This is a genomic window from Chengkuizengella axinellae, from assembly GCF_030730905.1.
In the GTDB taxonomy this organism is placed as follows: Bacteria; Bacillota; Bacilli; order Paenibacillales; family KCTC-33759; genus Chengkuizengella; species Chengkuizengella axinellae.
The window spans coordinates 106,675-120,872 of sequence record NZ_JAVAMP010000001.1; the positions used below are offsets into that span (position 1 = coordinate 106,675).

The window sequence follows — 14,198 nt, forward strand, 5'->3', positions numbered from 1 at the left end:
GTAAATAAGGAGGATTTAATATGGTAGAGGATAAAAAACTAGGCAGTAGGTTATTTCATATCACAAACTATACTTTATTAGGCTTCATTGGATTAATCACAATTCTCCCTTTTATTCATATTATTGCGGGTTCTTTTACAACAACTGCAGAACTTGCACGTAAACCCTTTGTACTCATACCAACGGATTGGAGCTTGGATGCTTATCGATTTGTTTTTTCTACAGATACGATTTTTAGAGGGTTGGCTAATTCCATTGGTATTACTTTTTTTGGAACTATGTTTAGTATGTTTATCAGTTGTTTAATGGCTTATGGATTATCAAGGAGAGATTTAGACGGTAGAAACGTGATTATGTTTTTTGTGGTTTTTACAATGTTATTCAGCGGTGGGATGATTCCTACCTTTTTAGTAGTAAAGGAACTTGGACTTATAGATTCTTATCTTGCGCTCATTATTCCATATACGATTAATGCATTTAATATGATTATTTTAAAAAGTTTCTTTCAGAATTTGCCTGAAGGTCTTGAAGAATCTGCAAAGATTGATGGGTGTACTGATTTCGGTATTTTCTTTCGAATTGTTCTTCCGTTGTCTATGCCTGTGCTTGCTACGATTTCATTATTTTATGCGGTTACTTATTGGAATACGTATTTGCCGGCTATCCTATATTTAAATGATTCAGATAAATGGCCTGTACAGGTTATTCTTAGACAGATCGTTGTTCTTGCAACTGGATTAAACGTGGATGATTCAGGGTTTGAAGATTCTGCACCACCTTCTCAGGCTGTAAAAATGGCGGTCATTGTAATTGCTACTCTTCCAGTATTGTTGGTTTATCCTTTCTTACAGAAGCATTTTGCTAAAGGAGCATTTGTAGGGTCAATTAAAGGTTAGGTGATATGTATAGATGAATAACAATCAAATGTTAACAGAGCTGTTAAATGAGGTTGATCTCTTATTTGAAGATTTTTTTACTTGGCTTGCAGGACAACACGATGTTGAAAGTGGTGGATTTTATTATGCAAAAAGTTCTGTTTCAAATGAAAGGTTTAAACCAGATATTGAATCTACCGCACAAGCGCTTAATATATTAATTCGAAATGATTTATTAAAGGAAATGCCGGTTCAAATGCAAAATAAAATGATTCACTTTTTTCAATTCAAACAGAACCAACAAACAGGGTATTTTTATGATGAAAATGAGGATATGAAAAAAGATGAGGTCATGGTTCATAGAGCAATAAGTTATTCGGTAGGCGCTTTAAGAAAATTAGGGAATAACCCTTTGTATCCGCTTCTCTTTAGGGCAAATGCAGCACCTAGTTATGTTAAAAGTCCAGAAGCTTATGTGAAGAAATGGGACAGTATTGATATGAGCAACAGCTGGAGAGGTTGTGACCTTTTGGCCAATACCTGCTTCTATATGTTAGATATGCCTGAAACAGATAGAGAGCCATATATTACAAAAGCAATTCAATATCTAGAACAAATCCAAGATCCTAGTACAGGTTTATGGGGAGAAGGTAGTTTGTATGTGAAAATATCTGGAACATTTAAACTTCATACCTTTTATAACAAATTGAATATACCGATGCCAAGAACGGATAAAATTTATGAGAGTATATTGCATTGTTTAAGGTCAGAGGATGCGGTGGATATGTGTTATATCCGCAATCCGATTAATTTATTGTCCTATATGAAACTAAATATCCCAAATAACGAATTGAAAGAAATCATTGAAATTTCAATTAAAAATATAAAAAGGTTAAAACGAAAAGATGGCGCTTTTTCTAGGGAGCTTGAACATTCACCATCAGCTCCAAATGTAGCACAAATCAAACAGGGTGAATATTATCCCAAAATGCCGCCGCCCGTTCATTTAAGTCAAGGTTTGATTGAAGGAGATATGAATGCCAGTACACAAGCTACATTAATTAGACTTCAACTCTATCAATTGTGTCAATTAAATGCAGCAAGATTAAACCAGCAACTCTCATTTTATTCGTATATTTCATGAAGGAAGGGTATACATGCTGAGAAAATTCAGTATTTCAAGTGAGAAGAAATTTTCTAAACAGGCAGTATGGACGTTAACTAATCATGCTGTATATCAATTTGCGAATTCATTATCTCTTATATTTATAAATTTATACTTGTGGCGTTTGACGAATAGTCTTTTGATTAATGGTTTATTTAATCTTTTCACATTGCTTTCAGCGCCAATCGGTACGATGTTAATGGGTAGATTCGCCAAACAAAAAGATCGACTTGTTGTATATCGTTATGGAATATTACTAACGGCCATTTTTTATTTATGCATCTTAATCACACAAGAGAAGATGGTAGATTATTTTTATATTTTCGCGATTTTGAAGGGAATTTCAACTGCTTTTTATTGGCTTGGTTATTTTACCTTAATGTTTGACGTATCAAACAATCAAAATCGACATCGCTATTTAGGATGGAACCTGATATTAACACATATCGCAACTTTAGTTGGTCCCATAGCAGCGGGTACGATTATTAGTCAATCTGATGCATTATCTGGATATTCTTTGGTTTTTATGATTGCATTTTCTTTGTTTTTAATGGCTGCGGTGGGCAGTTTTAAAATGGATAAAAGTGAATTGCATCATAAAAAATACTACATGAAATATTTACCGTTGATGCTAAAAAAACGCCCGACACTTTTAAAAACATTACTCGGTTGGTTTATTATAGGTTTTCCTCAAGGAATTTTAATGTATATTCCTTCTATATTATTGTTTGATGTTATTCAAGATGAAGGTTATATAGGCAGTTTAAATGCCGTTTTTCTTGCAATATCGATTCTCTCAAGTTATACGATAACTAGAATTGCTAAAATTGAATTCACAAAAATGTATTTATTGATTGCAGGTTTAGGCTTTACATTTGCTTCTATGTTTGTTGTTTGGGAGCTTTCGATCTATACGTTGATATTATTTATGTCCGTTCATGCTGTGTTTAAACCGTTACAAGCGAATTCATATGCGGCTCATTATTATCAATGGATCGGAGAATTACCTTTAAAGCAGCATTTCAGAGTGGAGTCTATTGTTATTCGAGAGACAATTATCAATATGGGAAGAGCATTAGGTGTTTTCATTTTTATGATGTTATCTCAGGAGTTAAATTCGGTTTCGCTTCCTTGGGTACTTTGTTTCGTGTTGATGTTTCAATTGATTATACCCAGTTTAGTAGAGGGACCCTATTTTCTAAAAAAAGGAGTGGATTTTCATGATAAAAACAGGCGTGTGGGAGGAAGTGGATGAAGGGGTTTCAAGAAAAATACACCCTCCGGGAAAACATATGATGATGATGGAGGTTCGTTTTCATAAAGGAGCTGAAGGAGCTCAGCACAGCCATCCACATGAACAATACACATATTGTTTAAAAGGAAAAATGGAATTTACAATCGATGGTGAAAAAAAAGTACTGCAACAGGGGGATACACTACATATTCCATCAAATGCATTACATGGAGTCATTGCACTTGAACCAAGTATTTTACTAGATACCTTTTATCCACTAAGAGAGGATCTATTACATCCAGAAAATAATTGAAATGGAGGCAGAAATGATGTCATTTTTTAATATTACAGATTATGGGGCAAAAGGGGATCATACTTTGAATAATACTGAAGCAATTGCTTCAGCCATTGAAGATTGCGCTTCAAAAGGAGGAGGTACGGTTTATATCCCTGCAGGTACTTTTTTGACAGGACCGATTGCACTTCGTAGCCATATCACATTATTTCTTGAAGCAGGAGCAACGCTGCTATTTCAAGATGATTTCAATCAGTATCCTCCTGTAAAAACAAGATGGTCTGGTTATGAATGTTATGGTTTTCATCCATTAATCTACGGTTATGGTTTAACTAACGTAAGCATAAAAGGCAGTGGAATCATCGATGGTCAAGGAGAAGCTTGGTGGAAGGTCAATCGAAAACTGCGTAAAAAAGAACATTATGTATCTGAACGAACAAAGGAAATTGCACAATTAAATCGCAGTTTAACAGATTCCGTGCATAACAACATTGTGGAATGGGAGTCTCAATTTTTCAGACCTCCTCTGCTTCAATTGATGCATTGTGAACAAGTGACGTTGGAAGGTGTAACATTACAAAACTCTCCGTTTTGGAATACCCATTTGGTATATTGCGATAATGTAAATGTTCATGGCGTGAATTTTAAAAATCCTTCAAACACGCCTAATGGAGATGGCTTCGACATAGACTCATGCTCAAACGTAAGAGTTTCCGATTGTCATTTTGATGTAGGTGATGATTGCCTTTGTTTAAAATCTGGGATTAATGAAGATGGTAGAAGAGTAGATAGACCTACAGAGAATATAACCGTTACGAATTGTACAATGCTGCATGGACATGGCGGTGTTGTATTTGGAAGTGAAAATTCTGGAGGAATTCGTAATGTGACCGTTTCAAACTGTGTTTTCATAGGGACAGATCGTGGTATCCGTATTAAAACGAATCGTGCGCGTGGCAGTTATATACAGAATATATTAGTGAACAACATTTATATGGAGGACGTATTTTGTCCACTTGCGATAAATTCCTTTTACAGACATGGGGTAGATGATAGAGATCCAAACATGAACAATCCAGATGCAATTGAGGTTACTGAAAAAACACCTCGAATTAAACATATTCAAGTGAAAAACGTAACTGCAAAAAATTGTCGTGCTGCAGCTGGTTTTATTTATGGTTTGCCAGAAATGCCAGTTGAGGAAGTGACACTGTCTCATGTGCATATCGAGATGACTAAGGACCCCAACGAGATTGGAGGGGAACCTGACATGGTGAAAGAAAAAAAAGTCATGGCAGGCGCGGGGATTTATGGAAAGCATATACATGATATCGTGTTGGATCATGTTCGTGTGGAAACTAGACAGGGAGAAGCGCTATTACTTGAACAAAGTTCGCAGGTAGAATTAAATTACCTCGCTATGAAACATAGACATGAACGGGCCCCAGTTGTTACGTTAAATCATGTAAAAGAAATATATATTGAAGGTAAGGATGCATTTCGTGCAAATAAAGCAGACTATCTTCAATATGATGCGGATACTTGTAAAGAAATTATTTATTGCGGTGAAAAGTTATAAATGGAATAGTCTATCTATTGTTAGCCGTAGAAGTCCGAATAATGAGTTCAGGATCTAAGGAAACAACGTTTGAAATTTCCTTTTTTTCTGAAAGCAGTAATAGCTGCTTGGTGATATGATCCGCAATGGTTTCTAATGGGACACCTACAGCCGTGATAGGAACATCAAGTTCAGCCATTTGTGGTATATGGTCATAACTTATGATTGAAATATCACTAGGTATTTTTAAATGAAGTTCGTTCACTGCTCTTAAGAGTCCACGTGTGATGTCATAACTTCCGCATATGACAGCTGTTGGCCGACGTGACTCATTTTGTAGAACTTCTTTAGCAGAAGAATAACCGCTGTATAAATCCATATCGCTTGTTCTAATTAACATATGATCTTCCACTGTTTTTCCTAAACTGTTCATTGTTTTGATAAAGGCTTCAACTTTTTGTTCCTGCAACGGATCTTTTGTTGAAACATCTCCAATGTACGTAATGTGCTCATGCCCTAAGTGAACGAGGTGGTCTACTGCAAGTGATATGGCTTTGCCACGGTTAGCATCAACGGTAGGATAAATTTGATGATCTGATATACCGTAATATAGAAGGGGAATATTTGAAATTGGGGCAGTGCGTATAAAAGTACCTTCTAAATCATCAAAAACAAGAATGGCATCCACATGAATGCGATTAAAAGCTTCAATTGCAGAATCAACCTTATTAATAGACAGTAAAGTTGTATAGGAGTACTCTTCTAATTTTGTATTTATTTGGGTAATTAAAGCAGATAGTGTCACTCTTTCTACTGATGGCCAAACTACGCCAATGGTCCACATTTTTTTAGATACTAAACTCCTTGCTAAGTTGTTAGGTTGATATCCCATTTCTTTGGCAACATTTAATATCTTTCTTTTGGTTTTTTCTGTAACAAGTGGACTGTTTCTCAATGCTTTTGATACTGTTGAAAAACTGACGCCTGCTTCTTTGGCAACATCTTTTATCGTAACTGACATGTTTTAATCTCCTTATATCTTTCAAATAATTATTTATGAAAACATGATGATCGTTTTATCGGATTTAACGAGTAGTGGGCTTAGAACCGCTATAAAGATGATTATATAAAATAATGCAAGAAATTAAAATAACAACGTTGTGATCCAATCCTGAAATTATAGAATTGTAGAATAATCTTTAGTGAAGATAAATGGTATTGGAGTGTGCTAAACCCTATATTAAACATAGTTCTAAGTAAATGATTGTATGCGTTATCATCATTCTATGAGTATAATCAATTTCTAAAACTACTATTTATATGAATTTAAGGAGGAATCAACGAATCATGATGAAAAAAATCTGCACCATTGGTTTAATTTATTTTATGGCAGTATTTACGGTATTAACATCTTTTGCAGCTCCCATTAGTTTAGTTAACGCGGAAGATGGTACGGAAGAGATTGTTGTTGTGGATGCTAATTTTAATGAAGATGTAGTTGGCGGCGCTCCATCAGGTTTTGATGTCTCAGAAGGAGGAGGTACAGTTACTGTTGTTGAAACAGAAGCTTCTAATCGAATTGTGTTTTTAGATGATACAAGTGATTCAACCAATGTAGCATTAAGCACAAACTTTGAAGCATTGGGAAATTTGGTAACTGTAGATATGAAGTTTATGCAGCCTTCATATACGAGTTCAACAAAGGTAGCTAGATTAAAAGGGAAAGGTCAAGCAGCTGTCATCATTGAAACAAAAAAGGTGGATGATGTAAACAGCATCACTTATCGCCATTCAGGTGATACATATGAGCCATTGATTTCAGTGGAGGACGGTGTTTGGTATGATATTCAGATTGTATCTGATATAGCCGAACAATCAGCAGATGTATACATCAACGGCGAGCTGAAAATCGAAAATGCTCCATTTTATAAAGCAGCAGAACAAATTGATTTCTTTGAAAGTTTTACACCTAATAGTAGTACTAAGGGTCATCAAGTAGATGATATTGTTATTCAAGGTTTTCCAGCAGGATCAGATGATGGAGGAGGAGATGACGGAGGAAATCCACCATCAGAGGAAGGGATTTATGAGGCAGAGTATGCAGTAGGTTCAGGCACAATCGTAGATAACAAACATCCTGGATACACTGGAGAGGGATTCGTTGACTTCAATCCAAATCAACCTGGGGGATATTTAGAATGGACAGTTGAAGTGGCTGCAGCAGATGAATATAATCTTGGTTTCAGATATTCACATGGTAAAGACGATAATCGTCCAGCAGAAATTCAAGTGAATGGAGAAGTAGTTGAAGCAGTTCTTGAGTTTCCTTCCACAGGTGATTATACAAATTATAAATATGTGGGTGTAAATGTAGAACTGGGTGAAGGACAGCATGTCATTCGCTTGACAGGAACTGGTCCAGACGGCGGTGCAAATATTGATCATTTACGCGTGATTGATTCGGATTTAATAGATGAAGAAGAACCGGAAATTGTAACAGAAGAAGTGGAACTATCCGAATTATTGGATGATTCTATGATTACAAAATTGGTTGAAGATAACGTTTTACTTCAAGGAGAAAGAGATCTAACTCAGGATATTACAAGGGTAGAGTTTATGGCTCTAATTAATAATTTATTTGGTTTTTCCGCTGAAGAAACTTATAAAGGAATTGAAGTGAAGGAGCAAGTTTGGGAGATTTCCACTGAAGAATGGGCATCTTATGTATTAGAAACAGCACAGGCTGCTGGATATATTGATAGTGATCAAGATGGTGAGATTAGACCAGATGAACCAATTACGAGAAAAGAACTGGCCGCGGTCATTAATCAATTGCTTGACCTAAATGAAAATTCTCAATCAGATCAAAGCGATGGTTCTATCGGTGTTCTCATTTCTGAAGGAATTTTGGTACCTCAGTCAGGTGGAGGATTCGGTGCGAACAAACCACTTTCCTATCAAGAAGCGTTGGAAATCATAGAGCGAGTTGCTGAGCGATTGATTGTCCCTTATGAAGAGACTGTTGTAGTCGATGCTAATTTCAATGCAGATGTTTTAGGAAGTGCTCCTGCAGGTTTTGATGTTGATGAAGCAGGTGGTACTGTCACTGTAGTGGAAACGGATGATATAAATTATAGTGTGTTTTTAGATGATACGAGTGATTCTACAAATGTAGATTTGAGCACAAGTTTTGAAGCTTTAGGCCATAAGGTTACCTTGGATATGAAATTTATGCAGCCATCCTACACGAGCTCTACGAAGGTTGTTAGGTTGAAGGGGGATGGAGATGTTGCTGTTGTATTAGAAACGAAAAAGGTAAACGATGTAAATAGTATTTCATATCGTCATTCAGATGATTCACATGAGCCTTTAATCGCAGCTGAAAGTGGTGTTTGGTACGATATACAAGTGATCGCAGATATCGGATCACAAACGGCAGATGTATTGATCAATGGTGAGCTGAAAATTGAAAATGCTCCATTTTACAAATCAGCTAATCAAATCGACTACTTTGAAAGCTATTCGCCAAATAGCAGTACAAAAGGACATGTTGTAGATGATATTGTCATTAAAGGAACATTATTATCTGAGCTGAAAGAACCTGAATTTGTGCATATTGCAAGGGCGGAAGCTATTTCAGAAGAATTAGTATTAGTTGCATTGAATGGAACCTTTGAAAACTTTGATGTACAGGATATTAAACTTAGTACTTCTACTGCAAGTTGGAGCAGTCTTTACAATGTATTAGATCATAATTTAGCTGTTGATAAAGCAGCTGTTACAGAAGATATATTCGGTAACACGCTACTTGTCCTTCATACATTGGATCAATTAGGTGAAGGTGCCACTTATTTCGAAGATGAAAGCCAAGTTTTCACTGGGGATCTAGATGCGGCAATATTACAGGCAGATCATTTAATGACGTGGCAGATGGATCATGGCGGTTGGACAAAAAGCATGGAAGATAAATATATTCGTCCTTGGGACGGTGTAGAAAAGCGTTCTACACAGTTAGGTCCAGATGGTGAAACGGAGTTAGGTAGTATTGATAATGATGCTACTGTAAAAGAAATTCGATTCATATCTGAAGTATATAGAGAAACGAATGAAGATCAATATAAAGAAAGTGTACAAAAAGGAATTGATTTCTTATTAACCATGCAGTATGAAACAGGAGGGTTTCCTCAGGTTTACCCAGAACGTGGAAACGAAGGGGAAATTATTCAATATTCTAATGATGTAACCTTTAATGATGATGCGATGGTGAATGTATTGGAGTTGTTTGATGATATTCTGAATGAAGCCTATCCATTTGATAATGGAATTGTAGATGAAGAGGTTAAAATGCAATTACAGGCTTCGTTAGATTCAGCAATAGATTATATATTAAATGCACAAATAGAAGTAAATGGGAAATTAACGGCTTGGTGTGCTCAACATGATCCATTCACATATGAGCCAACAGGTGCCCGTACTTACGAACATCCATCCATATCTGGTTCAGAGTCGGTTGGTATTGTGAAGTTTCTAATGGCTATCGACAATCCAAGTGATGAAGTAACAAATGCTGTAAAAAGTGCATTAGAATGGTTTGATGAAGTGAAACTTGAAGGAATTCGATATATTAGTGCCGATCCTAATGGTGAGTATTTTGTAGAAGATCCTAATGCAGTGACTTGGTACAGATTTTATGACCTTGAGACGATGGAACCCATTTTCTCTGGACGTGATGGAGTGATCAAAAGAACGATTCAAGAAATAGAGCAGGAAAGAAGAGACGGGTATTCTTGGGGAGGCGGTTATGCCAATTCCTTATTGGAAACAGCAACAACAACTGGATATTACGTAGGTAAAGTTTACGCAAGAGTAGATGCATCAGAATCTATTGATGTAAATGGAAGAACATTAAAAGAAGATGAAATTAAGCAAGTGACGGATGGAATGTAATAAACACCCAAAAAAGTGAAGAGAAACATCGTGGCAAATTCCGATTACTTTTTCGGGGCCCATTTGATCCTAGAAGATGGTCTGGAATTGCTAGAAAATGAAGCTCCTCCTATGGGGGGAGGAGCTTTCCACATTTTTAAATGAAATAAGGAGGTAGTATTTATGGCTATAGAAGTAAGGCATGCTAGTCATCCTGAGGATGTGAAGCAATTTGATACGAATAAGTTAAGAGAACGTTTTTTAATTGAGGATTTATTTGTGAGTGACCAAGTTAATATGGTATACAGCCATTATGATCGTATGATTGTTGGTGGTGCTCAACCTGTTGATGAAACACTAACTTTAGATGAAGAAGATACTTTAAAAACAGAGTTTTTTCTTGAAAGACGTGAAATTGGATTTATTAATATTGGTGGTTTAGCTGTACTAGAGATAGATGGTGAGAGTTATGAACTTTCACGTTTAGATGCTCTTTACGTTGGTAAAGGGAAAGAACAGGTGAAATTGAGCAGTATTGATCCGAATCAACCAGCAAAATTATACTTTTGTTCATGTCCTGCACATGAAAAACTTCCAATACAAAAGGCAACAATAGAGAATGCCAACCCTTTGAATTTAGGTTCTAAAGATGCTTGTAATGAACGAACGATATATCAATATATCCATGAAGGTGGATTGCAAAGCTGTCAATTAATGCTTGGTTTAACCATTTTAAAATTAGGAAGCATATGGAATACAATGCCTGCACATCTACATGATAGAAGAATGGAAGCTTATTTATATTTTGATCTAGAAGAACAGGCTAGAGTGCTCCATTTAATGGGGGAACCTAATGAAACTCGTCATATCATCGTGAAGAATGAACAGGCAGTTATCTCTCCAAGCTGGTCTATTCATTCTGGCTCAGGCACTAGCAACTATTCTTTTATCTGGGCAATGGCAGGTGAAAATTATACGTTTAAAGACATGGATATGGTGAACATAGAAGATTTGAAGTAATAATTAGATTGAAACGAGGTGTTCATTTATATGGTTACATATGATTTAACTGGTAAAATTGCAATGGTCACAGGAGCAGGTCGAGGTTTAGGCAAGGCGATGGCGGTTGGTATGGCACAAGCTGGGGCAGATGTTGTACTTTTAACTAATAGAACACCAGCTGAGGTAGTAAAGCAGGAGATTGAGGATTTAGGAAGAAAAGCTTCCATTGTTGTTGCTGATTTGGGGGATAAAGAGAAAACAGAATTAGCAGCTAAGGAAGCGATAGCTGCATTTGGGCAAGTGGATATTCTGATTAACAATGCGGGTATCATCCGTAGAGCACCGGCAGCAGAACATGCATATGAAGATTGGGAAGCGGTTATGAATGCAAATACGAACTCTATATTTTTATTAAGCCAAATCCTGGGTAGAGAAATGATAGATAGAGGTTATGGAAAAATCATCAACATTGCTTCTATGCTTTCTTTCCAAGGAGGCATCACGGTTCCAGGTTATACTGCAAGTAAACATGCAGTAGCCGGTTTGACCAAGGCCCTTTCAAATGAATGGGCATCCAAAGGATTACAGGTAAATGCGATTGCTCCAGGATATATGAGTACAGATAATACGGAGGCACTTCGAAATGACGAAAATCGCAATCGTCAAATTTTAGATCGAATTCCAGCAGGTCGATGGGGAACCCCAGAAGACCTTGTTGGTGCAGCACTTTTTCTTGCATCTTCAGCATCCGGCTATGTGAATGGTCATATTCTTTGTGTAGATGGTGGTTGGATGAATAGATAGAGGAGGTTTGTTATGCGATTGGTTCGTGTAGGCATCATTGGTTTAGGATTAATGGGTACTCGATACGTTAAATATTTTGAGGAAGGAAAAGTGGATGGAGCAACTTTAACTGCAGTAGTAACTTCTCGTAAAGAACAAAGAGATTGGGTGAATGAAACATTCAACAATAATGTAGATGTATACAAAAATCTAGATGAGCTGATTGCAAGCGGAAAAGTAGATGCTATTATCGTTGCAACACCTCATTATCATCATCCTGCTGCAGCAATACAAGCATTTCAAGCTGGATACCATGTGTTAATTGAAAAACCTGCTGGTGTCTATACGAAGCAAGTTAGAGAGATGAATGAAACTGCTTTAAAATCGGGCAAAGTTTTTGGTATTATGTACAATCAACGAACGAATCCGTTGTATATGAAATTAAGGGATATCATTCAGTCAGGAGAACTTGGGGAAATTTATCGAACGAATTGGACGGTTTCGAATTGGTTTCGAACACAAAGCTATTATGATGCTGTGTCTTGGAGATCCAGTTGGAATACAGATGGTGGGGGCGTTCTTATGAATCAAAGTCCTCATCAACTTGACTTATGGCAATGGACAACGGGGATGATACCTAAAAGGATTCGTGCTTTTTGTCATTTTGGTAAATATCACAATATTGAAGTTGAAGATGATGTTACAGCATATGTTGAATACGAAAATGGGGCAACAGGTGTTTTTATCACTAGTACAGGAGAGGCACCAGGGACGAATCGTTATGAGATTTCAGGTACACAGGGTAAAATCGTGATTGAAAACAATAAACTATCCTTTTGGCGATTGAGAGAATCTACCTATGAATTTAATGAACGGTATAAAGATGGAGGATTTAGTAAACCTGAATGTTGGGAATGCGAGATCCCTATTCAGGGAGAAGCTAAGGATGGACATTTAGAAGTGATAGTGGACTGGATCGATTCTATTAGAAATAGAACACCATTACTTTCTCCTGGAGAAGAGGGCATGAAAGGATTGATGATGGCAAATGCAATGTTATTGTCAACTTGGACTGATAACTGGGTTGAACTTCCTATAGATGAGGATTTATTTTATGAATACTTAATAAAAAAAATAAAAAGCTCTGAACAGAAGGAGTGAGTGTCATGGTAGAACCCATTAAGTTTAGTCTAATTGGTGGAGGGTTTCGTGCACAATTTTATTTGAGAATAGCTCAAGCCTTACCTGAACAATTTGTTGTATCGGGAATGGTGGTTAGAGATGAAATAAAAGGAAAGAAAATGGAAAATCAGTGGAACGTTGTTACTTATCGGACCATGGATGAATTACTTCAAAATGAATCTCCAAATTTTACAGTTTTGTGTGTGAACAGAAAGGCTAGTCTAGACTATTTATTTGATTTGGCTCACCGTGAAATTCCTGTACTAGCAGAAACACCCCCTGCACCTGATTTAAATGGTTTAATAGCTATATCAGAGTTATTGAAACGAGGAGCAAAGATCCAAGTTGCAGAACAATATGTTTTTCAACCGATGCATGCAGCTTATTTAAAAGTTATTGAGTCAGGAAGATTAGGGAATGTAAACGAAGCGACTGTTTCTGTATCTCATGCCTATCATGGAATAAGCATGATTCGTAAAATGCTGGGAATTGGTTGTGAAAAAGCAAAAATACAAGCGATGCGTTTTCAATCTCCTTGGATATCTGGCCCCAATAGAAAAGGTCCTCCTGAAACAGAAAAAATCGAGATGTCTAAAAGAGATATAGCTTGGATCAGGTTCGGAGATAAATTAGGGATTTATGATTTTACAAAGGATCAGCACAGGTCATGGATTCGTTCTAATTCTATTTCATTAAGAGGGGAGCGCGGAGAGATATTTGATGATCAATTGAATGTGCTTGAAGATTATAAAACTCCCCTTCATTTAGATTTTAAGAGAGTGAACAAAGGTGAGCAAGGGAATTTAGAGGGATATTTCCTAGATGGTATTATAGCTGGTGAAAAATGGGTGTACAAAAATCCATTTGCGCCAGCACGATTATTTGATGATGAAATTGCGATTGCCACTTGCTTAATAAAGATGGCTGATTATATCTCTGGAGGATCAGAATTCTATAGTTTAGCTGAAGCGGCACAGGATCATTATTTAGGCTTGTTGGTTGAGCAAGCGATTGCGACTGAAAGCGTTGTGATTTCAGCTAAACAGCCTTGGCATGAATATATGAAACATAAAATACTATCAAACAATTCAAGCTTATGATAAAATGAACACAACGAACATTATCAAACATATAAACACGTTTGTTTATGTTCGTTTTTTTTGTAGGGATAGTTAGGG

At 36.6% G+C, this 14,198-nt stretch carries 11 protein-coding genes; 10 read left to right on the forward strand and 1 reads right to left on the reverse strand.

The genetic code is table 11. The annotated features are described in order from the left end of the window. The first annotated feature begins 20 nt into the window (after positions 1 to 20). Genes Q5Y73_RS00650 through Q5Y73_RS00670 form a run of 5 tightly spaced genes read left to right on the forward strand, consistent with a single transcriptional unit; the run spans position 21 to position 5,148 of the window. Complete coding sequence (locus Q5Y73_RS00650; protein ID WP_305989921.1) at positions 21 to 896, forward strand: carbohydrate ABC transporter permease; 876 nt, start codon at positions 21 to 23, stop codon at positions 894 to 896. Between the two features lie 13 nt (positions 897 to 909). Next, a complete protein-coding gene (locus Q5Y73_RS00655; protein WP_305989922.1) occupies positions 910 to 2,019 on the forward strand; it encodes a hypothetical protein in 1,110 nt (369 codons plus the stop codon). Positions 2,020 to 2,032: 13 nt separating this feature from the next. Further along, positions 2,033 to 3,295, forward strand: coding sequence for an MFS transporter (locus Q5Y73_RS00660; RefSeq protein ID WP_305989923.1), 1,263 nt, complete (start codon positions 2,033 to 2,035; stop codon positions 3,293 to 3,295). After that, positions 3,261 to 3,587, forward strand: a complete 327-nt coding sequence (locus tag Q5Y73_RS00665; protein ID WP_305989924.1) for a cupin domain-containing protein — start codon at positions 3,261 to 3,263, stop codon at positions 3,585 to 3,587. Before Q5Y73_RS00660 ends, Q5Y73_RS00665 begins: the two co-directional genes overlap by 35 nt. Before the next feature lie 16 nt (positions 3,588 to 3,603). Then, complete coding sequence (locus Q5Y73_RS00670) at positions 3,604 to 5,148, forward strand: glycoside hydrolase family 28 protein (protein ID WP_305989925.1); 1,545 nt, start codon at positions 3,604 to 3,606, stop codon at positions 5,146 to 5,148. A gap of 10 nt (positions 5,149 to 5,158) precedes the next feature. Here the strand turns inward: Q5Y73_RS00670 and Q5Y73_RS00675 are convergent, their stop codons facing one another. Further along, entirely contained in the window at positions 5,159 to 6,148 is a 990-nt protein-coding gene (locus tag Q5Y73_RS00675; RefSeq protein ID WP_305989926.1) for a LacI family DNA-binding transcriptional regulator, read from the reverse strand. Between the two features lie 326 nt (positions 6,149 to 6,474). Between Q5Y73_RS00675 and pelA the strand changes: the two genes are divergently transcribed. The 5 genes from pelA to Q5Y73_RS00700 all read left to right on the forward strand — a co-directional run bounded on the left by pelA (position 6,475) and on the right by Q5Y73_RS00700 (position 14,120). Further along, complete coding sequence (gene pelA / locus Q5Y73_RS00680; RefSeq protein ID WP_305989927.1) at positions 6,475 to 10,074, forward strand: pectate lyase; 3,600 nt, start codon at positions 6,475 to 6,477, stop codon at positions 10,072 to 10,074. A gap of 168 nt (positions 10,075 to 10,242) precedes the next feature. Beyond that, positions 10,243 to 11,073 (forward strand): 5-dehydro-4-deoxy-D-glucuronate isomerase, encoded by an 831-nt coding sequence (gene kduI, locus Q5Y73_RS00685; protein WP_305990835.1) that lies wholly within the window; start codon positions 10,243 to 10,245, stop codon positions 11,071 to 11,073. A 30-nt stretch (positions 11,074 to 11,103) separates the two neighbouring features. After that, entirely contained in the window at positions 11,104 to 11,859 is a 756-nt protein-coding gene (gene kduD / locus Q5Y73_RS00690; RefSeq protein ID WP_305989928.1) for a 2-dehydro-3-deoxy-D-gluconate 5-dehydrogenase KduD, read from the forward strand. Between the two features lie 12 nt (positions 11,860 to 11,871). Further along, a complete protein-coding gene (locus Q5Y73_RS00695; protein ID WP_305989929.1) occupies positions 11,872 to 12,999 on the forward strand; it encodes a Gfo/Idh/MocA family protein in 1,128 nt (375 codons plus the stop codon). 5 nt (positions 13,000 to 13,004) lie between these two features. Continuing rightward, positions 13,005 to 14,120 (forward strand): Gfo/Idh/MocA family protein, encoded by a 1,116-nt coding sequence (locus Q5Y73_RS00700; RefSeq protein WP_305989930.1) that lies wholly within the window; start codon positions 13,005 to 13,007, stop codon positions 14,118 to 14,120. The last annotated feature ends 78 nt before the right edge of the window (positions 14,121 to 14,198 follow it).

Coding starts and splice junctions, on each gene's coding strand:
- kduD (WP_305989928.1), top strand. CDS start 11,104: ATGGTTACATATGATTTAACTGGTAAAATTGCAATGGTCACAGGAGCA.
- Q5Y73_RS00695 (WP_305989929.1), top strand. CDS start 11,872: ATGCGATTGGTTCGTGTAGGCATCATTGGTTTAGGATTAATGGGTACT.
- Q5Y73_RS00665 (WP_305989924.1), top strand. CDS start 3,261: ATGATAAAAACAGGCGTGTGGGAGGAAGTGGATGAAGGGGTTTCAAGA.
- pelA (WP_305989927.1), top strand. CDS start 6,475: ATGATGAAAAAAATCTGCACCATTGGTTTAATTTATTTTATGGCAGTA.
- Q5Y73_RS00675 (WP_305989926.1), bottom strand. CDS start 6,148: ATGTCAGTTACGATAAAAGATGTTGCCAAAGAAGCAGGCGTCAGTTTT.
- Q5Y73_RS00655 (WP_305989922.1), top strand. CDS start 910: ATGAATAACAATCAAATGTTAACAGAGCTGTTAAATGAGGTTGATCTC.
- Q5Y73_RS00670 (WP_305989925.1), top strand. CDS start 3,604: ATGTCATTTTTTAATATTACAGATTATGGGGCAAAAGGGGATCATACT.
- Q5Y73_RS00700 (WP_305989930.1), top strand. CDS start 13,005: ATGGTAGAACCCATTAAGTTTAGTCTAATTGGTGGAGGGTTTCGTGCA.
- Q5Y73_RS00650 (WP_305989921.1), top strand. CDS start 21: ATGGTAGAGGATAAAAAACTAGGCAGTAGGTTATTTCATATCACAAAC.
- Q5Y73_RS00660 (WP_305989923.1), top strand. CDS start 2,033: ATGCTGAGAAAATTCAGTATTTCAAGTGAGAAGAAATTTTCTAAACAG.